Annotated in this window: 25 protein-coding genes; 13 read left to right on the top strand and 12 right to left on the bottom strand. The window is 45.9% G+C overall.

Going from position 1 to position 24,177, the window contains the following annotated elements; all coding sequences use genetic code 11:
- Positions 1 to 10: 10 nt before the first annotated feature.
- From menA to ACRD67_RS06745, 7 genes are all read right to left on the bottom strand, one after another.
- The gene (gene menA / locus ACRD67_RS06775; protein ID WP_430966299.1) at positions 11 to 919 is read right to left on the bottom strand and encodes a 1,4-dihydroxy-2-naphthoate octaprenyltransferase; all 909 of its coding nucleotides are present in this window, start codon (positions 917 to 919) and stop codon (positions 11 to 13) included.
- The gene (locus ACRD67_RS06770; RefSeq protein WP_430966298.1) at positions 919 to 1,518 is read right to left on the bottom strand and encodes an SPOR domain-containing protein; all 600 of its coding nucleotides are present in this window, start codon (positions 1,516 to 1,518) and stop codon (positions 919 to 921) included. The genes menA and ACRD67_RS06770 overlap by 1 nt, the downstream gene beginning before the upstream one ends.
- Positions 1,519 to 1,696: 178 nt before the next feature.
- The gene (locus ACRD67_RS06765; RefSeq protein ID WP_430966297.1) at positions 1,697 to 2,539 is read right to left on the bottom strand and encodes a CvfB family protein; all 843 of its coding nucleotides are present in this window, start codon (positions 2,537 to 2,539) and stop codon (positions 1,697 to 1,699) included.
- Between the two features lie 77 nt (positions 2,540 to 2,616).
- Positions 2,617 to 2,961 carry a DUF2853 family protein gene (locus ACRD67_RS06760; protein WP_430966296.1) on the bottom strand — a complete coding sequence of 115 codons (345 nt, stop codon included), beginning with the start codon at positions 2,959 to 2,961 and terminating at the stop codon, positions 2,617 to 2,619.
- A 34-nt stretch (positions 2,962 to 2,995) separates the two neighbouring features.
- The gene (gene menD, locus ACRD67_RS06755) at positions 2,996 to 4,753 is read right to left on the bottom strand and encodes a 2-succinyl-5-enolpyruvyl-6-hydroxy-3-cyclohexene-1-carboxylic-acid synthase (RefSeq protein WP_430966295.1); all 1,758 of its coding nucleotides are present in this window, start codon (positions 4,751 to 4,753) and stop codon (positions 2,996 to 2,998) included.
- A 47-nt stretch (positions 4,754 to 4,800) separates the two neighbouring features.
- Positions 4,801 to 5,916 (bottom strand): chorismate-binding protein, encoded by a 1,116-nt coding sequence (locus ACRD67_RS06750; protein ID WP_430966294.1) that lies wholly within the window; start codon positions 5,914 to 5,916, stop codon positions 4,801 to 4,803.
- A gap of 1 nt (position 5,917) precedes the next feature.
- A complete protein-coding gene (locus ACRD67_RS06745) occupies positions 5,918 to 6,340 on the bottom strand; it encodes a PaaI family thioesterase (protein ID WP_430966293.1) in 423 nt (140 codons plus the stop codon).
- 83 nt (positions 6,341 to 6,423) lie between these two features.
- Between ACRD67_RS06745 and ACRD67_RS06740 the strand changes: the two genes are divergently transcribed.
- The 6 genes from ACRD67_RS06740 to ACRD67_RS06715 are packed head-to-tail and all read left to right on the top strand — an operon-like array spanning position 6,424 to position 10,144.
- Positions 6,424 to 6,984 (top strand): TetR/AcrR family transcriptional regulator, encoded by a 561-nt coding sequence (locus ACRD67_RS06740; RefSeq protein ID WP_430966292.1) that lies wholly within the window; start codon positions 6,424 to 6,426, stop codon positions 6,982 to 6,984.
- Between the two features lie 30 nt (positions 6,985 to 7,014).
- A complete protein-coding gene (locus ACRD67_RS06735) occupies positions 7,015 to 7,878 on the top strand; it encodes an alpha/beta hydrolase family protein (protein ID WP_430966291.1) in 864 nt (287 codons plus the stop codon).
- Positions 7,875 to 8,513: a transglutaminase-like domain-containing protein gene (locus ACRD67_RS06730; protein WP_430966290.1), complete on the top strand. Its 639-nt coding sequence runs from the start codon at positions 7,875 to 7,877 to the stop codon at positions 8,511 to 8,513. The genes ACRD67_RS06735 and ACRD67_RS06730 overlap by 4 nt, the downstream gene beginning before the upstream one ends.
- Positions 8,514 to 8,528: 15 nt before the next feature.
- Positions 8,529 to 9,173: an alpha/beta hydrolase gene (locus ACRD67_RS06725; protein WP_430966289.1), complete on the top strand. Its 645-nt coding sequence runs from the start codon at positions 8,529 to 8,531 to the stop codon at positions 9,171 to 9,173.
- Positions 9,173 to 9,739, top strand: coding sequence for a GNAT family N-acetyltransferase (locus tag ACRD67_RS06720; RefSeq protein ID WP_430966288.1), 567 nt, complete (start codon positions 9,173 to 9,175; stop codon positions 9,737 to 9,739). Before ACRD67_RS06725 ends, ACRD67_RS06720 begins: the two co-directional genes overlap by 1 nt.
- 12 nt (positions 9,740 to 9,751) lie before the next feature.
- On the top strand, positions 9,752 to 10,144 hold the full coding sequence (locus ACRD67_RS06715; protein ID WP_430966287.1) for a VOC family protein: 393 nt from the start codon (positions 9,752 to 9,754) through the stop codon (positions 10,142 to 10,144).
- A gap of 7 nt (positions 10,145 to 10,151) precedes the next feature.
- On the opposite strand, the gene ACRD67_RS06710 is transcribed toward ACRD67_RS06715, so the two are convergent.
- Both ACRD67_RS06710 and dnaK read right to left on the bottom strand, forming a co-directional pair.
- On the bottom strand, positions 10,152 to 11,099 hold the full coding sequence (locus ACRD67_RS06710) for a hypothetical protein (RefSeq protein ID WP_430966286.1): 948 nt from the start codon (positions 11,097 to 11,099) through the stop codon (positions 10,152 to 10,154).
- Between the two features lie 117 nt (positions 11,100 to 11,216).
- Positions 11,217 to 13,124: a molecular chaperone DnaK gene (gene dnaK / locus ACRD67_RS06705; RefSeq protein WP_430966285.1), complete on the bottom strand. Its 1,908-nt coding sequence runs from the start codon at positions 13,122 to 13,124 to the stop codon at positions 11,217 to 11,219.
- A 238-nt stretch (positions 13,125 to 13,362) separates the two neighbouring features.
- Between dnaK and ACRD67_RS06700 the strand changes: the two genes are divergently transcribed.
- A complete protein-coding gene (locus ACRD67_RS06700; protein WP_430966284.1) occupies positions 13,363 to 13,821 on the top strand; it encodes a hypothetical protein in 459 nt (152 codons plus the stop codon).
- Positions 13,822 to 13,828: 7 nt separating this feature from the next.
- On the opposite strand, the gene ACRD67_RS06695 is transcribed toward ACRD67_RS06700, so the two are convergent.
- Positions 13,829 to 14,284, bottom strand: coding sequence for a nuclear transport factor 2 family protein (locus ACRD67_RS06695; RefSeq protein WP_430966283.1), 456 nt, complete (start codon positions 14,282 to 14,284; stop codon positions 13,829 to 13,831).
- Positions 14,285 to 14,370: 86 nt separating this feature from the next.
- Here ACRD67_RS06695 and panB point away from each other — a divergent pair, with 86 nt between their 5' ends.
- The 3 genes from panB to ACRD67_RS06680 are packed head-to-tail and all read left to right on the top strand — an operon-like array spanning position 14,371 to position 16,392.
- Positions 14,371 to 15,189 carry a 3-methyl-2-oxobutanoate hydroxymethyltransferase gene (gene panB / locus ACRD67_RS06690; RefSeq protein ID WP_430966282.1) on the top strand — a complete coding sequence of 273 codons (819 nt, stop codon included), beginning with the start codon at positions 14,371 to 14,373 and terminating at the stop codon, positions 15,187 to 15,189.
- Positions 15,190 to 15,208: 19 nt separating this feature from the next.
- Positions 15,209 to 15,691 carry a signal peptidase II gene (gene lspA / locus ACRD67_RS06685; protein ID WP_430966281.1) on the top strand — a complete coding sequence of 161 codons (483 nt, stop codon included), beginning with the start codon at positions 15,209 to 15,211 and terminating at the stop codon, positions 15,689 to 15,691.
- Positions 15,691 to 16,392 carry an RluA family pseudouridine synthase gene (locus tag ACRD67_RS06680; protein ID WP_430966280.1) on the top strand — a complete coding sequence of 234 codons (702 nt, stop codon included), beginning with the start codon at positions 15,691 to 15,693 and terminating at the stop codon, positions 16,390 to 16,392. Before lspA ends, ACRD67_RS06680 begins: the two co-directional genes overlap by 1 nt.
- Positions 16,393 to 16,404: 12 nt before the next feature.
- On the opposite strand, the gene ACRD67_RS06675 is transcribed toward ACRD67_RS06680, so the two are convergent.
- The gene (locus ACRD67_RS06675; protein WP_430966279.1) at positions 16,405 to 17,949 is read right to left on the bottom strand and encodes a hypothetical protein; all 1,545 of its coding nucleotides are present in this window, start codon (positions 17,947 to 17,949) and stop codon (positions 16,405 to 16,407) included.
- Between the two features lie 146 nt (positions 17,950 to 18,095).
- Between ACRD67_RS06675 and ACRD67_RS06670 the strand changes: the two genes are divergently transcribed.
- Positions 18,096 to 19,268 (top strand): 2-isopropylmalate synthase, encoded by a 1,173-nt coding sequence (locus ACRD67_RS06670; RefSeq protein WP_430966278.1) that lies wholly within the window; start codon positions 18,096 to 18,098, stop codon positions 19,266 to 19,268.
- Positions 19,268 to 20,386, top strand: a complete 1,119-nt coding sequence (gene leuB / locus ACRD67_RS06665; RefSeq protein ID WP_430966277.1) for a 3-isopropylmalate dehydrogenase — start codon at positions 19,268 to 19,270, stop codon at positions 20,384 to 20,386. Before ACRD67_RS06670 ends, leuB begins: the two co-directional genes overlap by 1 nt.
- A 10-nt stretch (positions 20,387 to 20,396) precedes the next feature.
- On the opposite strand, the gene ACRD67_RS06660 is transcribed toward leuB, so the two are convergent.
- Entirely contained in the window at positions 20,397 to 21,620 is a 1,224-nt protein-coding gene (locus ACRD67_RS06660) for a peroxiredoxin family protein (RefSeq protein WP_430967152.1), read from the bottom strand.
- Positions 21,621 to 21,750: 130 nt separating this feature from the next.
- Between ACRD67_RS06660 and pheT the strand changes: the two genes are divergently transcribed.
- The gene (gene pheT / locus ACRD67_RS06655) at positions 21,751 to 24,177 is read left to right on the top strand and encodes a phenylalanine--tRNA ligase subunit beta (protein WP_430966276.1); all 2,427 of its coding nucleotides are present in this window, start codon (positions 21,751 to 21,753) and stop codon (positions 24,175 to 24,177) included.

The raw sequence follows: 24,177 nt of genomic DNA, 5'->3' as shown, positions 1-24,177 counted from the left end.
TATCTCAAATTTACAAAAAATTATTAAATGCGAAATAAAAGAGCAGGGCCCATAAGAAGGTGCTCAGTGCCACTTTCTTGAGCTCAGGATCTAGCTTTACGGGCTCATCGGTGGTTCGTACTTTTTTGAAGTGGATAAAAATAGGAACAAAGGCCAGGAGGTGAATGGCACTTCGCCACCCATCAAAATGGCCCCATGTAAATGCAAGGGCGCTTAAAAAACTTAGGAGCAAAAGCAAGTAGTGATAGCGTTTTCCGTTTACGAAACCCAAGCGCACGATCAGCGTGTTCTTTCCCGCATTTTTATCCGATGCGCAATCCCGTAAATTATTGAGGTTCAATACCGCAGTACTCAACAACCCTACGGTGATGGCCGGCGCTACCGCCCAAAGTGTCAAAGATTTGGTATACAAGAACATTGAGCCGAGCACACCTAGGAGTCCAAAAAAAAGAAATACGAAAATATCGCCAAAGCCCTTGTAGCCATATGCAGAGGTACCCACAGTGTATTTGATGGCAGCCCAAATGCTCACCACGCCCAAAACGAGAAAAAGCAGCAGGTACCAAAGTTGTTGGGCGCCAAAGGCGTAGTACACCACGGCGAGGACGAGCATTAAATTGATGATACTCGAAATAAGGATCCCCCTTTTCAGTTCGGTCCTAGAAAGGAGACCGCCCTGTAGCGTACGTTGCGGCCCGAGCCTTTCTTCATTGTCGGTCCCTTTTACCCCATCGCCGTAATCGTTTGCAAAATTGGAGGTGATCTGAAACCCTATAGTGGTACACAGGGCCAAAATAAACAGGACTGTACTACTGGCTCCGTATAAACCGGCAAGTGCAGTACCTACGATGATTCCCGAAACGGAAAGTGGAAGTGTTCTTAATCTGGCAGCCTTGAGCCAGGCTTTAACTTTTGGCACTAATAAGGGTCCTCTATTTTTAATCGTTTTCCGTCTTGATAAGAGGCCACAAACGCATCCTCAAAACCCATTTTAACCAATTGGTACCTAAAAGACCGCGCCTCCTCAAGAGTTTCAAAATTACCAAGGGAATACGAATAAAAAGGATTGGTCTTAACAAATAAGGTGTTGCTCAAGGCTTCGGAGGACAGCGTCATGTTGTTGTCCACAAAAGACTTTACCTGAACGGAGTACACCTTTTCCTTGTCCAAGAACTTTTTGGCCAGGTAAAACTCCTTTACCAAACTAAGTTCTTCATTCTGCTGCTTAAGATTATCGATACGGGTCTTAATGGCATCCAAACTATCAATGGAAACCAAGAGGTTACTGGTGTTCTCATAAGTGTTGGAACTGCTTAGGCCTGCGGTAAAGGAAGTGATGGCAAGCACACCGATGAGAAAGAGTGCTGTAATACCTGCCAGGACATTGCGCTGTAGCTTACTTTTCCTTAATTCCTTGTTCTTAAATTTTATTTGATCTAATAGCCGCTCATTAATGATTTGGGCCTTATCTATATCCTTATGTAATTCCAGTAAATCACTTTCTTCAATAAAAGGCATATTTAATTGTGTTTTTGGGGGTTCTCTGGTTAAATGTAAACAAAAAGCTACGTTTTGACAAAAATTTGGGGCACTGTAGCGCGAAAGTACTTATTTAGACCGGTAAAAAAAATTAAATCCGAAAAAAAAATCACTATATCACCCTGACAATCATAGGCTTAAAAGAACAATTCCCTATCTATTCCTCGCTTTGAACCAAATAAATTCCATCCTCCTTGATCGAAATTTTACGCTCACGGTACAAGGTGCCAATTCCTTTCTTGAACATTTTCTTGCTCATCTGGAGCTCGGTCTTGATGTCCTCCGGATCCGATTTATCGTGCAGCTTTAGGTAACCTCCTTGGGCCAGAAGTTCCTCATATATTTTTTGGGCCGCTGGCTCTAGACTTTTAAGGCCTATTGGCTGCAGGGAAATATCAATTTTGTTATCTGGCCTGATGTTTTTGACATAGGCCTTGCTCCGATCCCCAACGGCCATCTCCTTAAAAACCTCATTGGTGTATACCAACCCCTTATGTTTATTGTTGATGATGACTTCCCAACCCAGGTCCGTTAGCCGGGTTACAATAATGGCTACCTCGTCCAAGGGTTTTACAGTCAGTTCCTCGTTGTCCACAAACTTGTCCAGTTTGTTGGAGGCCACCAGTCTAAAGGATACTTCATCGAGGTAGCAAAAGACCACGTACCATTGTCCTTCCAGCATTTTGTGCCTTTGTTCGCTGAAAGGCACCAGCAGGTGTTTTTCGAGGCCCCAATCCATAAAGGCGCCATAAGCGTTTACCTCGACCACCCTGAGCAATTCAAAAGTATTTCGAACAATATACGGTTTTAAGGTCGTGGCCACCGGCCTTTCCTCATAATCCAGATAACAAAAAATCTCTATATCGTCACCAATGTTATAGGATTTGGGAACGTACTTGTTGGGAAGCAAAACGTCATTGCCATCTCCATCCCCGACAAAAAGCCCTACACTGGTATCCCTAAGAATCTTTAGTGTGTTATAATTTCCTAGCTCGATCATGCGGCAAAAATACGCTTTAAATAATGGGATAAAAAAGCCGCTCCCTAAGGAACGGCCGTTTGTTGTAAAATGTGTTGCTATGCGTCGTAAACCGACTCCTTATTAAAATGTTTTGCCAACATATAATAAACGACCGCCCTATACTTGTTGTTTACGGAAGAGCCGTAGCGCTCCACAACACTTTTGATGGCATCCATCAACTCTGGACCATCGTCCATCCCCAATTTCTTAAGCAAAAAATTCTGCTTTACGATTTCCAGTTCCTTTTCGGAGGAACCGGAGACCTTGGAGGCATCCGAGTTGTAAATGGCCGGACCCAGACCTACGGTCACTTTGGTCAAAAAATCCATATCGGGAGTGATGTTAAACCGATTCTCAATGTCGGTGGCGTACTTGGTGATCAGTTCATCTCTTTTACTCATCAGGGTCAGTATTTTACGGTTAATTAATGGTGACCTAAGATATAAAATCGAAGTAATCGCGCAAAATTTTATCATTCAATAATCTGGGGGTCCTTATCTCCATCAATTTTGGGGCATCGGACTTTTGATAAAAGGCGGGCAGGGCACTTTCCAAGCTTTCCCCGTCACCGACCGCAAGGTGTTCAAACCCGTACATATCACATAACTGGGCGGCGCTAAACTTGTGTATGGTCTCAAAGTAGTCCTCAAAATTTGCCGTGTCTTCAGCGCCAGGTAAAATCCTAAAAATACCGCCACCTTGATTATTGATCAGTACAATTCTAAAATCGGGACGTATGTGCGCATTCCACAGACCGTTGCTATCGTAGAAGAAGCTCAGGTCTCCTGTAATCAGAAGCGTTGGCTCTTTGTAATAAAGTGCCGCACCCACGGCCGTGGACGTACTTCCATCAATGCCACTGGTTCCCCTGTTGCAGAATACCTGGATTGATGGGTCAAAATGGAACAACTGTGCGTACCTAACGGCAGAACTATTGGCGAGATGCAACTGATAGTTTTTCGGAATGGCAGCGATCAGATGATGGAACACGAGCATATCGGAAAAGGGAATGCTTCCCATATACGCTTCCCTTTTTTTCTCGTATCCCAACTTTACCGATGTCCAATGATTGCGATAGTCGCTGGTCTGCGTTTCTACCTTCCCCAGAAAAGCGTCAAAAAACCCGTTTACATTCATCTCAAAATGATGGGACAGGTTAAAGAAGGTATTGTAGGCCCTCTTGTCATCCACATGCCAATGTTCTTTGGGGCGGTAAGCCCTTAAAAAGGCCTTGATCTTTTTAGAGACGATGAGTCCCCCAAAGGTGAGCAGGACATCCGGTTGCAATTCCTTGAACAGCCGATCTCGGTCATCCGATTTTTCAATGGGTGCTATAATACTATCAATGCTAGGAAAAAACCTGGGCTGGTGTAGATTGGAAGTGGTTTCGGTAAAAACGATAACGGAACCGTCTTCGGCCAGTTCGTCAAGAAATTGTTGCTCTACGGAATGCGGATAGTTTACCCCGATAAGGACCATCTTCCTTTTGGAGGCGTTCCATCGTTCCACGAAGCTACGCATATCCGGTACCGGCTTTTCCATAGCGGTTTCCTCGGTCCGAACAAAAGGCGTTACCATGGTGTTTTCAATTCTATCGTACAAAGGTTCTTCAAACGGGATGTTGATATGCACTGGGGTATGTTCCCTGCAGGCAAGGGTAAGTGCCTTGTCTAGCTCCGAGTCGTTGTACACCTGAATATCGGCTTGGTTGACGGTAAGGGAAACCGCAGCGTCAATGAGTTCAGGGGCAAGGTCTTCTATGGTTTCGGTAGCGTGCGACACATCTTGTTTCAGATTGGCCGAATAGCCTATATGGCGGGCAAACACATGGTCTTGCCGGATGGTCTGTCCGTCACCGATATCAATTTTATACACCGGCCTATCCGCCGAGAACACCAGCAAGGGTATCCTACTGTAAAAAGCCTCGGCCACCGCCGGATAATAGTTCAAAAGGGCGCTGCCGGAAGTACAGACCACTGCCACGGGCTCCCGTTGACGCTGCGCAATGCCCAGGGCAAAAAATGCGGCGCATCGTTCGTCCACGATGCTAAAACACTTGAAAAATGGATTTTCTGAAAAACCGATGGCCAAGGGTGCGTTTCGGGAACCTGGTGAAATCACGATGTTTTTGACACCTTTTGCCTTGCAATGCAAAACGACGGACTGTGCCGAAGGGATACTGGAATAGCTCATTGCCGGCAAAAATACGACGCAGGTACTTCTTAACCCAATTCTGGGGACTAATTATTCGGGTTTTGGAGTACACGTAACATGGTGGTACTCTTGGCTAGGGTTTCCTGCCATTCCTTCACAGGTACCGAGTCCTTTGTTATGCCCCCACCAACATAAATTTCCGCTTTGTTAGGTAGTAATTGCATGCATCTAAGGTTCACAAAAAGTGTGGTGCTTTCCTTGGCCATGCTGTAGGCCCGTTCTTCTACATTACGGCGCCTCGCTTTCCGATACCGGTTGCCGCCAAAGTTCAACTCGCCCAAAAAACCGGTATAGTAGGTCCGGTCATAGGGCTCGTGCTTTAAAATAAAAGCTTTTGCCTCCTTTTTGGGAAGGCCGCAGACTGCCGGTGTGGGATGCAATGCCTTAAGCACGGCTGCCAATCCACCCGCTCCCAAGCTGCCCGAAATACCTGTCCTCAAATGCCACACGCTGCCCGCCCGGACCGACTCGGTTTCCGAGAGCTTAAGTGCTGACAAATGGTCCTTTAAGGTATGGGAAATATAGCGGGTAACCATGGCCTGCTCCTCGCGTTCCTTAGCCCCCCAAACGGGATCTTTACGAGGTACAACAGGAAGGGTTCCCGCCAAGGACATGGTTTGTAAATGTTTGTGCCTTACATGCAACAGTACCTCGGGACTCGCGCCCAGCCAGGTACCCACTTTGGGATGATACCAAAGGTAACAGAAGGCTTCGGGATGTAGTTGCAATAGGTCTGCGAACAGGGCCATAGGGCTTTTATCGCTAGGGACCTCCACTTTTCTGGACAGTACTACCTTTTCCATGACTTCCCGATCAATTTCAGCTATTCCCCGCCTTATAAGGTCCAAATGCTGTTTTTCACCTGCCGTGGGACCGCTGACGGACGGATCCGTTTGCCCGGTATCCCGTTGTACGTCAAAGTTGGCCCAATGCACCTCATCGGGTACGATCAAGATGGTGGGGCGTTCGGAATCGAAAGGGGCAAAAACAAAACCCGTCTCCGTGAAATCCTCTGTGTAAAGAAGCGTGTCCGTTTCCTGTAAAATTGCAGTCACCCGATCCTCCCCCGGTTTCCTATAGGCCGTCAGTGGCAGGCCCTTGGCCAGGTGATCTCCTATTTTGACAAGGAATTGTGAAAACATCCTACTTTTTGGGTAAGGCTATGGTCGTGAGCTTGCACAAGGAAACGAGATTCCCTTCTGCGTCTGTTATTTTGATTTCCCACAGTTGTGTGGTACGCCCTTTATGAAGTATCGTGGCCTTGGCAAAGACATCGCCCTCACGTACACCCTTAATATGGTTGGCCGAAATTTCTATACCGCGTACGAAAAGTTTTTGGGCATCCATAAAAATATAGGACGCCGTACTGCCCACACTTTCGGCCAAGGCTACCGTAGCACCCCCGTGCAATACGCCATCGGGTTGATATACCTTGGAAGTTACGGGCATTTTGGCCGTTAGAAAATTCTCCCCAACGTCTACATATTCAATATCCAACGTTTCCATTAAAGTATCCTTGCGAATATCGTTGCACACCTTAAGGATTTTTTCTTTGTAATCGTTCATGAAATCATTTTTTGTAAAATTAAGGAATCGATCTTCAAAAAGATCTATTATATTTGATTTTATTTTAACGAACGTTCAATAAAATGCCACGAATAAAAACATCCAAGGAGGAGGTCCTTCAAAAAGTGATCAATACCGTCCGAAAAAAAGGAATTGCTAACAGTAGTATGAGTGATTTGGCGAACGATTGCGGGATTCAAAAATCCCACTTCTACTACTACTTTGAGAGCAAGGAACGCCTGATCAAAGATGTATTGGCCACCGTGAACAGTTATATGAACTACAATCTGAACAAGATCTTGGACAACGAAGCACTGTCCACCAAGGAAAAACTGAGCAAGGTAGACGGACTTATTTTTAAGCTCTTCCTAAAAAACGACGGCGGCTGCGTTATGGCCAACGCCGCCTTGGAGTCTGCCCATGCCAACCCACTGTATTTTGACGAGATCAAGTTGTTTTTCGAAAACTTCATTGCCGGCATAAAGCAGTTGCTAATGGAAGAATACGGGCCAAAGAATGCCCAGGAAATCGCAGAACAGATCGTACAGGATATTGAAGGCGGCATCTTATTGATGCGCGTCTATAATGACCAAAAGTACCTGCAAAATGCGATCAAGAGAATGTATAACCTTATCCTTGTTTAGTTTATGCCCCCTAATGAAAGCCTGGATAATATGACGGAAATTAGCATTCGTACCAGCGACGATTACGTAATCACGGCGCATCGTTTTGACACCACCGATCCCAAGGGGTTGGTTTTTGTAGTTGCCGGTGGCGTAGGACTGCCCCAACGTTTCTTCTTTAATTTTGCCAAATGGCTGGCGCAACAGGGGGGCGTTGCCTATACGTTCGACTATAGGGGCATTGCCCTTTCTAGGCCCCCCAACCTCCGGGGCATGAAGGCTTCGTATCACGATTGGACCACAAAGGACTTTACCGCCCTTACCGAGTATGTAAAAAAGCAGCATCCCGATGACCGCTTGCTTTTGGTAGGCCATAGTTTTGGTGGCAATAGCCTGGGCATGGCCACCGCATACAGGCATTACGAAAAGTTTTTGATGGTTGGCTCCCAATATGGATACTACAAATATTTTCCCTTTCGGATGCAATTGTTGATCAATTTTGGGTTTCGTTTCATGGCTCCGGTGCTCACCTCGATCATGGGGTATTTTCCTTCCCGTTGGATCGGGCTGGGAGAACCTTTGCCCAGTCGTATTGCCCTGGATTGGGCTATTGTGTTGCTCAATAGGGAATCCTTGCTGGCACTGGCAGACCACAACGGGGAGAACCATTACGAAAAAATAACACAACCCATATTGGCCATAAGTATTGATGATGATAATTTTGCACCTAGGAAATCCGTGGATGTCTTGGGACAAAAGGTGTTTATCAATGCAGCACTGCAAAGAATGCATATTGTACCCAGGGAGTACGGTTTAAAGCAGATAGGACACAACGATTTTTTTAGAAAAAAGCACGAGGAACACCTTTGGCCCATCGTAACCGATTGGTTTGGGATAGAAAAGAACGCCATATGAAAACCGAACAACTGAGACCCACTTATTTTCTCAATAGTGAACATCCAGAAATCCATGCCTTTGCCCAATCGGTCACGGAAGGCTGCAACACGGAAAAGGAAAAAACGATTGCCCTGTTCAACGCAGTGAGGGACAATTATCTCTATGACCCTTACCATTTGGACCTTAGACCGCAAACGCTGGTGGCCAGTAATATCTTGGGGAGAAGTTCGGCCTACTGTGTGGAAAAGGCAGTATTGCTCTGTGCCCTGCTACGGGCCCTGTCCATTCCGGCCCGGTTGAATTTTGGGGATGTCAAGAACCACATTGCGGTAGACCGCATTGTACAGATCTTAAAAACTGATGTACTGGTCTTTCACGGGTGTACCGAAGTGTTTCTTGAGGGTGCTTGGATCAAACTCACACCTGCGTTCAACAAAAGTCTTTGCGAAAAATTGGGCGTGCCCGTCCTGGAGTTCGACGGTACCAACGATGCTGTTTTTCAGCAATACAGTGCCGACGGCAGTACCTTTATGGAATACCTACAGGACCATGGCAGTTTCAACGACTTGCCTTATGCAAAAATGCTGGCCAGTTTCAAGGAAAGTTACCCGCATATTAAGTTTCCCGAAGACCTTATTCTTAATTTGGCCTAAACAAACCAAGCTTCCATGAATTCCGTCGAAAAGCAGATTTCCTACACTACCACCAACTCGTACAGTACCCTCAACCAACTTACACCACAGACCAAAAACGTCTGGTTTGTGTTACACGGTATCGGGTACCTTAGTCGGTATTTCCTTAAGTATTTTGATGAACTGCCCCCAAATGAAAACTTTATTGTGGCCCCGCAGGCCCCCTCCAAATACTACCTCAACGGGGCGTATACCCATGTAGGTGCAAGCTGGCTTACCCGGGAGCGAACGCCTGGGGAAATCGAAAATGTGATCCATTACCTGGACCAGGTCTATACGGCCGAAGCACCGCCGCCGCATTGCAAGCTTATTCTTTTTGGCTACTCCCAAGGGGTATCCATAGCTACTAGGTGGGCAGCTAGGCGCAAGTTGCCCTGCGACCATTTGCTGTTGCATTCCGGAGGGATTCCTGAGGAACTTGAAGGAAAGGATTTTGACTACCTAAAGGAGCACGGAACCGATATTCGCATAATCGTAGGTGATAAGGATCAATACCTGACGGAGGAACGAAGGAAATCGGAATCAAAAAAAATAGAGCGGCTATTTCAGGGAAGGGCAAAACACCTTATTTTTGAGGGCAAGCACGAAATTAAAAAGACCATTATTAACACCTTGATGTAATGCCCGAGTTCATTACCCTTGAAAACGAAGCTGTACGGCTCTCCCCATTGGAACTGGACAACTTTCACGAGTTGTACCCCATTGCCTCACAACCAAAATTGGTACAGTACTCACCCTCCGACATTGAGACCCCCGAAGCCTTAAAAAACTACGTCACCGTGGCCTTGGAACAGCGTGAAATGAAAACCAGCATTCCCTTTATCATATACGACAAGGGAAAGGGACGGCACGCAGGATGCACGCGCTACATGAACATCGATTGGCACAATAAGGTCCTGGAAATAGGAGCCACCTGGATCGGACGTGAGTTTCAGGGAAGCGGACTCAATGCACAGATGAAATTTTTGATGCTGAACCACGCCTTTGATGAAATGGGTTTTGAAAAGGTGGAATTTAGGGTCGATGAACGAAACCTTCGCTCCAGAAAGGCCGTTGAAAAATTGGGCGGGGTACTGGAAGGAATCTTTCGGAAAAATGTTTATTTGCTAGACGGTTTTAAACGCAACACGTGTTGTTATGGCATCTTAAAAGAGGAATGGGACAAAGCCCGAATTACGTTTTTTTAGTTTTAAACCAGTATGGGACAACAAATAGCACTGATGAGTTTGGTGGTACGGGACTACGACGAGGCCATCCAATTTTACACGGAAAAATTGGGGTTTACCCTGGTGCAGGATACGGTGCTGGATGCATTCAAACGTTGGGTAATAGTGGCGCCGCCCCATTCCAAAGGATGTAGTTTGCTTCTGGCGAAAGCGGCCAATACCGAACAAAAAGCCGCTGTGGGCAATCAGACCGGGGGCCGCGTATTTCTTTTTTTACATACCGACGACTTTTGGCGCGATTACACCAAAATGCGGGAAAAGGGCGTGCTTTTTAAAGAAAAGCCCAGGGAAGAGGTGTACGGTACCGTGGTCGTGTTTGAGGATCTTTACGGAAACCTCTGGGATCTTTTGGAACTCAAGACCTAGGAAAGATCTATTCTTCCTTCTTTTCGGCCTCTTCGGGTGGGTAATACGCTATACGTCTGGTAGTATAGGCGTTTTCTGGTGTAATTATCTGCTTGATCCAATTGCCCCCTTCCTCATTGTCAAACTGATAGATATATTCCTTTACGGTTTCCATGGGCCCCGTCTTGGTCGTCACTTTGGACAGCATTCCCCGTTGATCGTACCTATAATTGACCAGGGACTTTGGCACAAAGGACTTCTCCTTGGTATCATACTCAAAATGTTCTTCCCGCATCAATTTGTCCTCCGAATCAAACCGCTGTTCCACCGCCTTGGTGGGCAGTCCTTCAAAAAATTCCTTCGTCAAAAGAATGCGTTGGGTACCGCCCCCTTTGATAGGTTTGTTGGAGCTACGGATGGATTTTTGGATTACCTCGTTCAGAAAATACGTCTTGGTGGTCTCCCCTTTGTAGGTGGTGTAGCTGATGAGCGTCTCATCTATGCCGTCGTTATTACTACGCCCTACCCGAATTAGTTGATCGTCGGCATCAAACTCATATTCGTACTGATCGAGAAAATCCTTGTTATAGGAATATATCTTTTCGGTGACCTTCTTCCCCCCAGTAGTATCAATTTCATAAAAATTGGCAATGGAGGTGCTTTTTTCGAAGACACCATCCCTATAATTCTCCAAGCGCTTTTCGATCAGATGACCGTTGTCATAGATATAGTAGGTAATATCATGGTCCGAATCATTGTAACGGGTAACGAGCTTGGTAAGAAACCCGTTCTCATCAAAATCAAACTCTTCCTTGCCATAATCCGTTATCACAAGGCACGATTTTACCTTTCCCCTAAGATCAAAATCGTTGAGGGTAAATACTTTAAGCTCTTGCGAAACCAAAGTGTTAGGCGGTATACCGACCGTAAATGCGATGAAAACCAAAAAAAAGTACGTAGGGTAGTTTTGTATCATATATTCAAAATTACTTTATATTCTCACAAGGGAAAAACAAAATACGTACCAAAAATAAAAAGGGACGATAAAATACCGCCCCTTCCTCATGTTATGATACTATAATATCTGTATCGTTTATTTCACTTCCTCAAAATCAACATCTTCCACATTGTCCCCATCCTTGGCTCCATCGGAAGCGGCTTCTTCACCATTTGCGGAGGCTCCGCCCTGTTGTGCTTCTGCCTGCGCTTTATACATTTCCTCGGAAGCTACCTTCCAGGCCTCGTTGATTTTTTCCAAAGCGGGTTCAATAACGCCTAGATCTTTGCTTTCATAGGCCTTCTTAAGTTCCTCCAAGGCTTCCTCGATAGGTTTCTTCTTATCTTCGGAAAGCTTATCGCCAAACTCGTTCAGTTGTTTTTCCGTTTGGAAAATCATGCTATCCGCTTCGTTCAACTTATCTGCAGTTTCCTTGGCCTTTTTATCGGACTCGGCATTGGCCTCGGCCTCGGCCTTCATTTTTTGGATTTCCTCCTCGGTCAAACCGGAGGAAGCCTCGATCCTGATGTCCTGTGTTTTATTGGTCGCCTTGTCCGTAGCGGATACTTTGATGATACCATTGGCATCGATATCAAAGGTCACTTCAATTTGAGGCGTTCCCCTGGGTGCGGGTGGAATACCGTCCAAATGGAAACGTCCAATGGTCTTGTTATCCGCAGCCATAGGTCGTTCTCCCTGCAATACATGGATTTCAACCGAAGGCTGGTTATCTGCCGCTGTGGAGAATATCTGTGATTTCTTTGTTGGGATCGTGGTATTGGCATCGATCAATTTGGTCATTACGCTGCCCATGGTTTCAATTCCCAAAGACAGTGGTGTTACGTCCAACAACAGCACATCCTTCACATCACCAGTGAGCACCCCGCCTTGGATAGCAGCCCCAACGGCTACCACCTCATCCGGATTTACGCCCTTTGATGGTTTTTTGCCAAAGAATTTTTCCACGGCCTCCTGTACTGCAGGAATACGTGTGGATCCACCTACAAGGATAATCTCATCGATATCGCTTTTGGATAGTCCGGCCGCTTTGAGCGCTGTACTACAAGGTTCAATGGTGCGTTTCACCAAATCCTCGATCAACTGCTCAAATTTAGCCTTGCTAAGGGTACGAACCAAGTGCTTGGGCCCTGAAGCCGTAGCCGTTACATAGGGCAGGTTAATTTCGGTCTGGGCAGAGGAAGAAAGTTCGATCTTTGCTTTCTCGGCAGCTTCGCGTAAACGCTGTAGGGCCATAGCATCGTCCCTTAGGTCAATGCTCTCGTCTTTTTTGAACTCCTCGGCCAACCAATCAATAATTTTCTGATCTACGTCATCACCCCCTAAATGGGTGTCCCCATCAGTGGCCAATACTTCAAAAACACCATCGCCCAGTTCCAAAATGGAAACGTCATGTGTTCCTCCACCAAAATCGAAAACGACGATTTTTTGATCGGTATCCTTCTTGTCCATACCGTAGGCCAGAGAGGCTGCGGTAGGTTCGTTGATGATTCGTTCTACGGTAAGTCCGGCAATTTCCCCGGCTTCCTTGGTCGCCTGTCGCTGTGCATCGTTAAAATATGCAGGTACGGTGATTACGGCACGACTAACACTTTGCCCTAGGTAGTCTTCCGCAGTCTTCTTCATTTTCTGAAGCACCATCGCGGATAGTTCCTGTGGGGTATACAAACGCCCGTCAATATCTACCCTTGGGGTATTGTTGTCTCCTTTGACTACTTTATAAGGTACTCTGTCAGCTTCCTTTTTAGATTCGGAAAACTTGTTGCCCATAAACCGTTTGATGGAATATATGGTCTTGTGCGGATTGGTAACCGCCTGTCTTTTTGCAGGGTCTCCTACCTTGATCTCTCCACCTTCCACAAAGGCGATCACGGAAGGAGTCGTTCTTTTGCCCTCTGCATTTGGGATTACAACCGGTTCATTCCCTTCCATTACGGAAACACAAGAGTTCGTAGTTCCTAAATCTATTCCAATAATCTTGCTCATTCTATATATTTTAAATATTAGTGCTTTGTGTTTTTAACTGTTCATGGAATGACAAACAATATGCCAAGGGCAAAAAACTGACAGGATGTCACGATGTGCCCGGGAGACTGGAAAATAGGGGTATCCACCATAAAATGCAACGACACTTATCTCACCCATGCCTGTTAGGTCTCCCATAAACTACGACGAAGTAAGTGCGTTTGTCAAAAAAAATGCAACCGATTAAATACATCTAGCTATGAAAAAATTGAAAAAAATGAGTCTCGCTGCAAGCTTTTGTGCAGCAATCTTCCTTATCGCTTGTTCCAGTGACAGCAGTGACGATACTACGGATGACCAAGTTGGCAGTAGCAATCCGTTTACAGCAAGTTTGGGTTTAAGCCCTTCCTCTGTTGAAGAAGGAGGTACCGCAACCGTGACCTTGCGTTTGGACCGCCCCAATGACACGGGAGGTGTCTTAACTGCCAATTTTTCGTTTGGAGGAACGGTGGATCCCATGATGGACGTCGTCAGTATGGTCAACGCCAGTATAAGCATTCTAAACGGAGCTACCGAGGCTACCTTTGACATTACCACTTTGGACGATGATGTCGCGGAAGGAGATGAGACGCTAAACGTGGAGTTTTCCTCCTTGCCCAATGGTGTGGAGGCAGGAAATAACGCCAGCGTTACCTTAACCGTTACCGATAACGACTAAAAGGGTTTTATTGGCATCCCTCCCTCCTACGGGTATCGATCAAGTAGATGATTTTCCAGGAATCCCCTTCCTTGAACAACTGAAAGGAATTGACACCACAGTGGTGAAAGCTTCCGTTTAACCAGAATTCGTAGGGTGTCCACGCATTGGCCATGGCCCCATCTACCTGGATATTGAAGGACAACAGTTTTTCTTGGAACTGAATACTGTCCGGGATGCTTGTGATGGAGCGTATAAGGTCATCGAACTTTTCCGTGCGCATTCGACTTTCACCCTGCTTGTTTCTCCCAACGGTCTGCAAGATCACGTCTTCTGAAACTGTTTGTTTAATGGCTGTGGAATCCTGTTTGTGAAAGGCTTCAAAAAAGCTTTCCACCGTCTTCTGAACGGCTTCGTTTTCCGAACCCTGGGCCGCAAGGGATAGCCCACTTAAGCACAATAACAAGCATAATAACATTCGCATGGCCTATGTTTTAGGAATAGGCTTCGAAAATAAGGAAATATTTTAAACAAATCTCCTTACATTTATCCCGCTTAAACCAAAACGCCATGTCTGTCGCCAAAAAAGAGTACAAAAGAGTCACCGTAAAATCCCTTGTGGACATGAAACAAAACGGTGAAAAGATTTCCATGCTCACCGCCTACGACTATTCCATGGCAAAAATTGTGGATGCTGCCCAGGTAGATGTTATCCTTGTGGGTGATTCGGCCAGTAATGTCATGGCCGGGCATGAAACCACATTGCCCATTACCCTAGATCAGATGATCTACCATGCTTCTTCCGTGATACGGGCCATTAAAAGAGCTCTGGTGGTAGTGGATATCCCGTTCGGAAGTTATCAAAGCGACCCTAAAGAGGCGCTACGTTCTGCCATAAGGATTATGAAGGAAAGTGGTGCCCATGCGGTAAAGGTTGAAGGCGGAGCTGAAATAAAGGAATCGGTAAAACGGATTTTGAACGCAGGTATTCCCGTGATGGGTCATTTGGGTCTCACTCCACAGTCCATCTACAAATTTGGGACCTATACCGTCCGCGCCAAGGAGGCAGATGAAGCCAAAAAATTGATGGCCGATGCCAAAATGCTGGAAAAATTGGGCTGTTTTGCAGTGGTCCTCGAAAAAATTCCGGCATCCCTTACCAAAAAAGTGTCCGAAAGTATTTCCATTCCTACCATTAGCATCGGAGGCGGCAAACACGCAGACGGACAAGTGTTGGTCATCCATGACCTATTGGGTATGACCCATGAGTTTAACCCCAGGTTTTTACGGAGGTATATGAATCTGTACGAGGAGATGGGAAATGCCATTTCCCAATATGTCGCAGATGTAAAGAGCAGGGATTTCCCCAGTGATGAGGAGCAGTACTAGCACCTAAAAGCTACCAGCAATGCTTAGAAAAATTCCCGTTGTTCTTCTGGTCCTTTTGAATTTTGCCTGTGATCAAATTTCCAAGGACATCGTGAGGGAAAAAGTGGCGCCGAACGACTACATTCAAATTATTGAGGATAATTTTATCCTGACCAACGTGGAGAATACGGGGGCCATGTTGGGTATGGGACAAGATTTGCCCCCGGTAGCCAAAATAGTCCTCCTACAACTAATCCCAATGGTCGTTTTGGTGGGCTTGCTCCTGGGTATTTTAAGGAAACAATCCTTGGACAGGTGGTCGGCTTTTGCCTTTGCTTGCGTTATCGGGGGAGGCATCGGGAATCTGCTGGACCGTATTGCTTATGGCAAGGTGACCGACTTCCTGCATATTAGGGTCGGGGTACTGAAAACGGGCATATTCAATATGGCGGATGTTTCCGTTACCCTTGGTGTCCTGCTCATTTTGTTTTTCTCCTTAAGATCCAAAAAAATAAGTTTATAGTGGGTACGAAAATAGTTTCCAACCCTGGCAATCTTCAGGTGGTATATGAGGATAACCACCTCATTGCCATCAACAAGAGGCCTGGTGATATTGTACAGGGCGATAAAACAGGCGATGTTCCCCTGAGCGTGGTGACCCAACAGTACCTGCGGGCAAAATACAGCAAACCGGGAAACGTATATCTGGGGGTAGCCCACAGGCTGGACCGGCCCACTTCGGGACTCGTGCTCTTTGCAAAAACCTCCAAGGCCCTCCCCCGATTAAACCGGATCTTTGCCGAAAAGGAAGCGCAAAAAGTGTATTGGGCAATTGTAAAAAATAGACCGGAAAAAGAAAGTGGGGTGCTGGTACATTGGCTAAAAAGAAATCCCAAACAAAACAAGTCCTACGCGCATATCAAGGAGGTGCCCGATAGCAAAAAAGCTATTCTGGAATATCGGCTACTCAAGAAACTGGACAACTATTTTCTCTTGGAAATTGACTTAAAAACGGGGCGCCACCATCAAATACGGGCACAGCTTGCCGCGATTGGTTGCCCCATTAAAGGCGATTTAAAGTATGGCTCCGATCGCAGCAATAGGGACGGAAGTATCCATTTGCACGCCAAGCGGTTATCCCTGGTGCACCCGGTAAAAAAAGAAGTGCTCGAATTGACCGCGGAACTGCCCCAAGATGCTGTTTGGGAGGCCTGTACCCAGTGATACCAACCCGTCTTAGCGAGTGACCGCCATAGCCTTTTCCCGTATGATCTGGGCCACAGGTTTGTTCTGTAAATGGCTTTCCAGCCAGGAAAGGATGTCCAGATACAGGAAGGCCCGTTTTTCGTAAGGGTGATCCTCGTACTTTTTAAGCTGGTCATAGAGTTTCTGGAATTCGTTTCGCAACTCGTGAGGGTAAATATCGCCCAAGTTCCTCAAGAATTTGATCATTTCCTTTTGAACTTCGTGCAGGTCGTCCATCTTCAACAGAAATTTGTAGGTGCTCTTCAATTGTACCTCCAAATGGTAGTCCATCCCCGCTTCGTAGTGGGCCACCAAGCTAAGAACCCGGGCAAAACACATAAGGTCCTCCCGCATTTTCAAGTTCTTGTTATTGATGATTTTCTTTAGATATTCGATACACGTCTTATTATTGCCAACACCAAAATAAAGACAGGCTATTTTGTAGTAGAATACCATGATATGGTGTTCATCTATGCGATCCTTGTGCTTGGCAATTCCATATTCCACGACCTTTACCAAATACAAGCCCTTCTCAAAGGTACCCTCCAAGAAATGTAGGTTTAATTTGTTGGAATTGATGTATAAAAATGCCAAGGAGGAGATGTTGTCGTTCTTGGGAAAACTGTTGCTGTTCACCATATGCTCCAATTTATCGAGTGTCTCTTTAAATTGGGAACTGTATTTCACGTAAAACAAGGATTCCAGCAAATAGTGATTTCCTTTGAGAAAAAAGACCGGGTTCAGGTAGATCATCTCCTTCTGATCATAAAAAAGATCCACCCATTTGCTCGCATATTTATAGCAGGAGAGAAAATCCTGAATCAAAAAACTGTACCACAAATGCGCTTTGTACAGCCAAAGTTTTTCACGAAACCCCAATGCTTCGAGCTGGTATTTAGGCAGGTGACTTTCAAAATAACGGCGCACCTTCCAATAATCCTCATCATTGCGCACATAACCAACCTTTAGCATCATACCGTACAACTGCAGCGATAGGTTGGAAAGTTTACTGGTCATCACGTTCTGCTCGGAAAGTTCCTTTGCCTGAACGGAAAGCTCATCGGCCCGATCAGGAATACTGCGGGTAATGTATTGGGTCTCGATTATTTTTTCGAGTTCCACGATTTCATAAGCAATATTCTTTTCCTCATGCTCTATGGCGATGGATTTTACCTTATCCAAAATTTTAAGACTTTGTTTGTACAACCCTTTTTGATAGAGGATGGTCGCAAAATCCAATTGTTCCCTAATTTGTACCCGAATGTTCTGGTTTACGGGATTTAACCGCAGGCTCACCAGTACCTGTTTGTACAGATGTGCCTTGAGGTTGGAAAGCTGTGTCTTTTTTACAATGCCACTGTCCAAAATGACGGTCTCGTCATAGCCCCGCATTTTATCCAATAAATTGAACAAAGCCAGGAATTTGGCATCCGTATTCACCCCTAACCGCCCCACATAGAGCTTAAATTGCCTCTTTTCCGATTTCGACAGGGATTTTACCAATACAAACAAAGCATCTTTATGGGCATTTGTCATCGTAAAAAATATAATTTAAATAATTGTATATCAATGCATTAGTAAGCCTTAAAAGTACTTTAACATTGTAAATGTTTTTCCCTATTTTGAGCTTTTCGTCTTGCTAGCCATATATTCGTATAGGTTCTTAAAACTACATAAATATAATGAGCAAAGATAAGGTACAAATTTTTGATACCACGCTTAGGGACGGAGAGCAAGTACCGGGTTGTAAGTTGGATACAAAGCAGAAGTTGATTATAGCGGAACGCCTGGATCAACTCGGTGTCGATATTATTGAAGCTGGATTTCCCATTTCGAGCCCGGGAGATTTCCAATCGGTGAATGAAATTGCCAAATTGATCAAGAATGCCACGGTATGTGGCCTTACACGTGCCGTAAAAAAAGATATCGAGGTTGCCGCGGAAGCGCTGAAATATGCCAAACGCCCTCGAATCCATACCGGTATAGGCACCTCGGACTCTCACATAAAACACAAATTCAAGGCCAACAGGGAAACCATTATAGAACGTGCGGTAGATGCTGTGAAATACGCAAAATCGTTTGTGGAGGATGTTGAGTTTTATGCGGAGGATGCGGGAAGGACCGATAATGAATTTTTGGCCCAAGTCTGTGAGGCCGTCATCAAGGCCGGGGCCACGGTACTGAACATTCCGGATACTACCGGTTATTGTTTGCCCGAAGAGTACGGAGCCAAAATGAAGTACCTAAAGGAAAATGTAAAAGGTATTGAAAAGGCGGTGCTCTCCTGCCATTGCCATAATGATTTGGGGCTGGCGACCGCCAATTCCATTTCAGGGGTGATCCATGGCGCACGGCAGATCGAATGTACGATAAACGGAATTGGGGAACGTGCAGGCAATACCTCACTGGAGGAAGTGGTCATGATTTTAAAGCAACACCCCTATCTAAACCTCGATACCGGTATCAATAGCAAATTGTTGTACGATACTAGTCAAATGGTATCCCAAAAAATGGGGATGGTCGTGCAGCCCAATAAGGCCATTGTGGGTTCCAATGCCTTTGCCCATAGCTCGGGAATCCACCAGGATGGGGTAATCAAAAACAGGGAAACCTACGAAATTATAGATCCGGAAGATGTTGGCGTCAACGAATCCTCGATCGTGCTCACCGCACGGAGCGGCAGGGCCGCTTTGGCCTATAGGGCAAAAAAAGTGGGGTACGAACTTACTAAATTGCAGTTGGACACCGTTTACCAAGAGTTTCTGAAGTTTGCGGATCGAAAAAAGGAAATATTGGACGCTGACATTCATGAGATCGTGATAGCCAGTAAGATTAACATAGAAAGTGTCGCCTAATGAAACTAAAGATTGCCCTCTTGCCCGGAGACGGTATTGGACCCGAGGTTTTGACCCAGGCCAAGAAGTGCCTACAAGCCGTGGAAGAGGCCTTTAACCATAGCTTTCACTACACCGAGGCGGTCGTAGGTGCCATAGCCATTGACAAAACGGGCGACCCCCTTCCCGAGGATACCCTGAAATTATGCAAGAATTCCGATGCCGTATTATTTGGTGCCATTGGCGCACCCAAGTACGACAATGACCCTACGGCCAAGGTTAGGCCCGAGCAGGGTTTGCTTCGATTGCGTAGCGAGTTGGGCCTTTTTAGCAATATTAGGCCCGTGAAGGTCTTTCCCACCTTAATTGAAAAATCGCCTTTGCGCAAGGAAATTATTTCCGGAACCGATTTTACCATCTACCGGGAGCTTACCGGTGGCATTTATTTTGGCGAGAAAACCTTAAACGAGGCGGGGACTGTGGCATCGGATCTCTGTGAATATTCCGAAATGGAAATCAGCCGTATTGCCCATATGGCCTTTAAGGCCGCTAAAAGCAGAAGGAACAAGCTCACTTTGGTGGATAAGGCCAATGTCCTTGAATCATCCCGTTTATGGCGCAAAGTGGTTACGAAAATCGGGGAGAGTTACCCGGAGGTGGCCCTCGATTTCCTTTTTGTGGACAACGCCGCAATGCAGCTCATATTGAATCCGGCGCAATTCGATGTGATTCTTACCGAAAACATGTTCGGCGATATCCTTTCGGACGAAGGGAGCGTTATCGGAGGGTCCATAGGACTATTGCCTTCGGCCTCCATAGGGACAGAAAATGCCATGTTTGAGCCCATACATGGTTCCTATCCGCAGGCCAAGGGCCTTGATATTGCGAATCCCATCGCTGCTATCCTGTCCGCGGCCATGTTGTTGGACCATTTTGGATTGGACGAGGAGGCGCGTGCCGTGGTGAGCGCCGTGAACAAGTCATTGAAAAAGAATATTGTGACGCCTGATCTGGATGCAAAAAGCAAATATGGTACCAATCATGTTGGGAACTTCATCGCGGACCATATTATGGATTCCGAGGATCACTTGAACATCAACGATGAAAACATAGGATTGGGAAAATCCACTATTATCTAAACGCCATCTTTCATTCTTCGAGCAAGGTGTTTACGAAGGCATTGAACTCCTTTTTAAAAGCTACAAAGGCATCCCCTGTAGCGGGTCCGTTGAAACCCGTATGGATTTTTCTAACCTTTCCCTTTTTATCCAAAAATATGGAGGTAGGATAGGAAAGTACGTGGTTGAGCATGGGCAACTTCTCCTGGGCCCGGGCCTTGTTGGAGGTGCCGTACTGGGCCAATAAAATGGGATAAGGAACACCTATGCGTTCTTTTAACCTCTTGATTCCGGTAAAGGCGGCTTCCTTGGTTTTGGCATATTCAAACGCCAAGGCCACAAACTGGAGGTCCTCGTTTCCGTTCTTCTTTATGTAATCGACAAAAAATTTGGTCTCATCCAGGCAATTGGGGCACCAGGTACCCATAATCTGTACAATGACCACCTTGTCCTTAAACATTTCGTCCTCCAAGGAAACCAGTGTACCTTCAGCATCGGGAAAGGAAAAAACCAGTTGATCATAGCCTTCTTTGAGAAAGGTAAGGGTGTCCTCGTCCGGGAGTTCAAAATCCTTGTTTCGAATACCCACAAAGGGTTCCTCAAAGTGATTGCCCGAATAAAAAGTGCCCGCTAGGCTGCTATCGGTGACCTTGGCAGTAAACAGAAAGGCATGTGCACCATCAAAGGCGGATAATTTCAGGGAATCTCCGTTCATGATCCCTTCCAAATAGCGATAATCACCTGTGGTGGTCCTGAAGGTGCCCGTGACCACATTTCCCTGCTGTGAAAACAAGCCCTTGGCCATATAACTATCTGGGGTGTCCGGACTAAACTCGGTCTCCCAAATCCCCGAAACATTAGCCGTGGCAGGTGTTTCGTCATCAAATCGGTTTTCCACCCCAAAAACAGCGGTAAAGGGCACTACCCTATCCAAACTTTCCTTGACAAAGCTACCCGTAATGGTACTATCGGTAAATTTTCCAGAAATATATCCTTCGAACACCTTCATTTTTATCAGAATGGAATCGGCGCGGGTAACAATATCGTCTATGGCAATGACCTCGCTGGCATTGTAGACCTCCATGTGATACCCTTTGGTTTTGTCATTGGACAGCTTAAAATTGAATGGGAGCACCTCATCGTCGGTTACCTTGAGCTCTGCGCGCCAAATGCCTGTATTAAGTTGGGCGTCATTTGGTTTTTTGCAGGAAAGAACCAGTAAAAGAAACACGGTTAATAAAGAGAGTCTTCGTATCATAAGGGGGCACTTTGTGTCTTTGAAAATCGACAACGGAAACTTACGATAAAAATTAAAACAATTCACGAAAATACCTGTTGAATGTCTTCCAGCATTGTTTTATCTTTGGACACTTTAAAACGGGCCGATGAAAATATCTTACAACTGGTTAAAACAGTTCCTCCAAATTGAATGGGACGCTGTAAAAACGGGAGAACTTTTGACCAATTTGGGATTGGAGGTAGAAGGGATAAGCCCTTTTGAGTCCGTTAAGGGCGGTTTGGAGGGTGTGGTCGTTGGCCATGTATTGTCCTGTGAAAAGCATCCCAACGCCGATAAGCTAAAACTGACCGCGGTAGACATCGGTCTTGACCAACCCGTACAGATTGTCTGCGGCGCCCCCAATGTAGCAAAGGGACAAAAGGTGCCAGTGGCCACAATAGGCTCCAAACTCTACGATGAAAGTGGAGCACCTTGGACCATCAAAAAAGGTAAGATACGCGGAGCGGAAAGCCATGGCATGATCTGTGCAGAGGACGAACTGGGCTTGGGCAACAGTCACGATGGTATTATGGTGCTGGCCGAAAACCTGGTGCCGGGAACCCCTTGTGCCACCGTCTTCGAGATAGAGAAGGACACCGTCTTCGAAATAGGCCTAACGCCCAACCGTGCGGATGCCATGAGCCATTTTGGGGTAGCAAGGGATTTAAGGGCCGGGCTGCTACAACAGGATTTGAACAAGGAACTGATCACGCCATCGGTGAGCCCCTTCAATGTGGACAATCGTTCACTTAAAATAGACGTATTGGTAGAGGACAATACTTTGGCCCCGAGATACTGCGGGGTGACCCTCAACAACCTTATCGTACAAGCTTCACCCGATTGGCTCAAAAACAGATTAAGAGCCATTGGGATAGCTCCTAAGAACAATGTAGTGGACGCCACAAACTACGTGCTGCACGAACTGGGCCAACCCCTGCATGCCTTTGACGCGGCCAAAATAAAAGGGGGGAAAGTTATCGTAAAGACCCTCCCCAAGGGGACCCGTTTTACTACCTTGGATGAGGTAGAAAGGGAACTGCACGAGGAAGACCTTATGATATGTGATGCGGAAAAACCCATGTGCATTGCCGGCGTTTTTGGCGGCACACAGTCCGGCGTTACGGAAAACACCACTTCCATTTTCTTGGAAAGTGCCTATTTTGATCCCATTTCCATACGAAAAACAGCCAAAAGACATGGTCTCAATACCGATGCTTCTTTCCGTTTTGAACGTGGTATCGATATCAACAATGTAGAATACAGCCTTAGACGTGCGGCTTTGCTTATCAAGCAAATTGCAGGTGGGGATATCAGTTCGGACCTGGTGGACCTATATCCCAATAGGAAAAATGATTATGAGGTTTTCCTGACCTTTGATAAGGTGAACAAACTTATCGGCGAGGAGCTGTCCGAGGACACCGTTAAATCCATTTTGGCCTCTTTGGACATTAAGGTAAAGAACATTACGGAGTCTGGCCTGGGCCTTAGCATCCCCTTCTACCGGGTAGATGTGCAACGAGAGGTAGACGTTATTGAAGAAATCCTTAGGGTCTATGGATACAACAATATCAGCTTTAAGAAAAAACTAAGCGCCTCTATTGCTACGACATCAAAATTTGAGGATTACAAGGTGCAAAACCAGATTGGCAACTTACTCGCTGCCCTGGGATTCTTTGAAATCCTGACGAACAGTCTTACCACACCCGACTATAATGCGCTTTCTGGGGATATTCAGGATGCCCGCACGGTGTCCATGTTAAATCCCTTGAGCGCCGACCTTTCGGTGCTGAGGCAGTCTATGTTGTTTTCCGGTCTGGAAGCCATCTCGTATAATATCAACCGGAAAAACAGGAATTTGAAGTTTTTCGACTTTGGAAAGACCTACCATCAATTTGAGGCCGAGCGGGTAGAGAACAAACACCTGTGTTTACTGGTCACGGGCGACAGAAATGCCGATAGTTGGTTGGCACCCGCCCAAAAAACCGGTTTTTATTTCCTTAAGGCTACCGTAGAAAATGTCCTGTCGCGCTTGGGCATTTCGAAGACCAATTCAGGCCCGATAAAGAACGATATATTTTCGGAAGGACTGGTTCTAAAACACGGAAAGCAGGAATTGGTAAGCTTGGGTTTGATCAAAAATAAACTGCTTAAAAAGTTCGACATTAAACAAGAGGTTCTTTTCGCGGATTTCAGATGGGACGTCCTGTTGGAGCTTGCTGCCAAAAATAGGGTGTCCTTTACCGATATTCCCAAATACCCTGAAGTACGGAGAGATTTTGCCCTTTTGTTGGACGAAGGCGTGACCTTTAAGGAAATCCACGATATAGCGATGCAGACAGAGAAGACCCTCCTAAGGGATGTTAATCTATTTGACGTCTATCAGGGTGAAAACCTCCCGAAGGGAAAAAAATCCTATGCCGTTAGCTTTACGCTTCAGGATGAAAAAAACACCTTAACGGACAAACGGATTGATAAAATCATGGGTAAACTACAACGGCGCTACGAATCTGAATTGCGTGCGGAACTGCGTTAA

Origin of the sequence: Eudoraea algarum, from assembly GCF_050589645.1 — a bacterium.
Taxonomy (GTDB): Bacteria; Bacteroidota; Bacteroidia; order Flavobacteriales; family Flavobacteriaceae; genus JBNGOQ01.
This window is presented reverse-complemented; position numbering and strand designations above follow the sequence as displayed.

Coding starts and splice junctions, on each gene's coding strand:
- ACRD67_RS06670 (WP_430966278.1), top strand. CDS start 18,096: ATGAGCAAAGATAAGGTACAAATTTTTGATACCACGCTTAGGGACGGA.
- ACRD67_RS06710 (WP_430966286.1), bottom strand. CDS start 11,099: ATGATACAAAACTACCCTACGTACTTTTTTTTGGTTTTCATCGCATTT.
- ACRD67_RS06760 (WP_430966296.1), bottom strand. CDS start 2,961: ATGAGTAAAAGAGATGAACTGATCACCAAGTACGCCACCGACATTGAG.
- ACRD67_RS06725 (WP_430966289.1), top strand. CDS start 8,529: ATGAATTCCGTCGAAAAGCAGATTTCCTACACTACCACCAACTCGTAC.
- pheT (WP_430966276.1), top strand. CDS start 21,751: ATGAAAATATCTTACAACTGGTTAAAACAGTTCCTCCAAATTGAATGG.
- ACRD67_RS06715 (WP_430966287.1), top strand. CDS start 9,752: ATGGGACAACAAATAGCACTGATGAGTTTGGTGGTACGGGACTACGAC.
- ACRD67_RS06740 (WP_430966292.1), top strand. CDS start 6,424: ATGCCACGAATAAAAACATCCAAGGAGGAGGTCCTTCAAAAAGTGATC.
- ACRD67_RS06695 (WP_430966283.1), bottom strand. CDS start 14,284: ATGCGAATGTTATTATGCTTGTTATTGTGCTTAAGTGGGCTATCCCTT.
- dnaK (WP_430966285.1), bottom strand. CDS start 13,124: ATGAGCAAGATTATTGGAATAGATTTAGGAACTACGAACTCTTGTGTT.
- leuB (WP_430966277.1), top strand. CDS start 19,268: ATGAAACTAAAGATTGCCCTCTTGCCCGGAGACGGTATTGGACCCGAG.
- ACRD67_RS06700 (WP_430966284.1), top strand. CDS start 13,363: ATGAAAAAATTGAAAAAAATGAGTCTCGCTGCAAGCTTTTGTGCAGCA.
- ACRD67_RS06675 (WP_430966279.1), bottom strand. CDS start 17,949: ATGACAAATGCCCATAAAGATGCTTTGTTTGTATTGGTAAAATCCCTG.
- panB (WP_430966282.1), top strand. CDS start 14,371: ATGTCTGTCGCCAAAAAAGAGTACAAAAGAGTCACCGTAAAATCCCTT.
- menD (WP_430966295.1), bottom strand. CDS start 4,753: ATGAGCTATTCCAGTATCCCTTCGGCACAGTCCGTCGTTTTGCATTGC.
- ACRD67_RS06720 (WP_430966288.1), top strand. CDS start 9,173: ATGCCCGAGTTCATTACCCTTGAAAACGAAGCTGTACGGCTCTCCCCA.
- ACRD67_RS06770 (WP_430966298.1), bottom strand. CDS start 1,518: ATGCCTTTTATTGAAGAAAGTGATTTACTGGAATTACATAAGGATATA.
- ACRD67_RS06750 (WP_430966294.1), bottom strand. CDS start 5,916: ATGTTTTCACAATTCCTTGTCAAAATAGGAGATCACCTGGCCAAGGGC.
- ACRD67_RS06735 (WP_430966291.1), top strand. CDS start 7,015: ATGACGGAAATTAGCATTCGTACCAGCGACGATTACGTAATCACGGCG.
- ACRD67_RS06765 (WP_430966297.1), bottom strand. CDS start 2,539: ATGATCGAGCTAGGAAATTATAACACACTAAAGATTCTTAGGGATACC.
- lspA (WP_430966281.1), top strand. CDS start 15,209: ATGCTTAGAAAAATTCCCGTTGTTCTTCTGGTCCTTTTGAATTTTGCC.
- ACRD67_RS06745 (WP_430966293.1), bottom strand. CDS start 6,340: ATGAACGATTACAAAGAAAAAATCCTTAAGGTGTGCAACGATATTCGC.
- ACRD67_RS06730 (WP_430966290.1), top strand. CDS start 7,875: ATGAAAACCGAACAACTGAGACCCACTTATTTTCTCAATAGTGAACAT.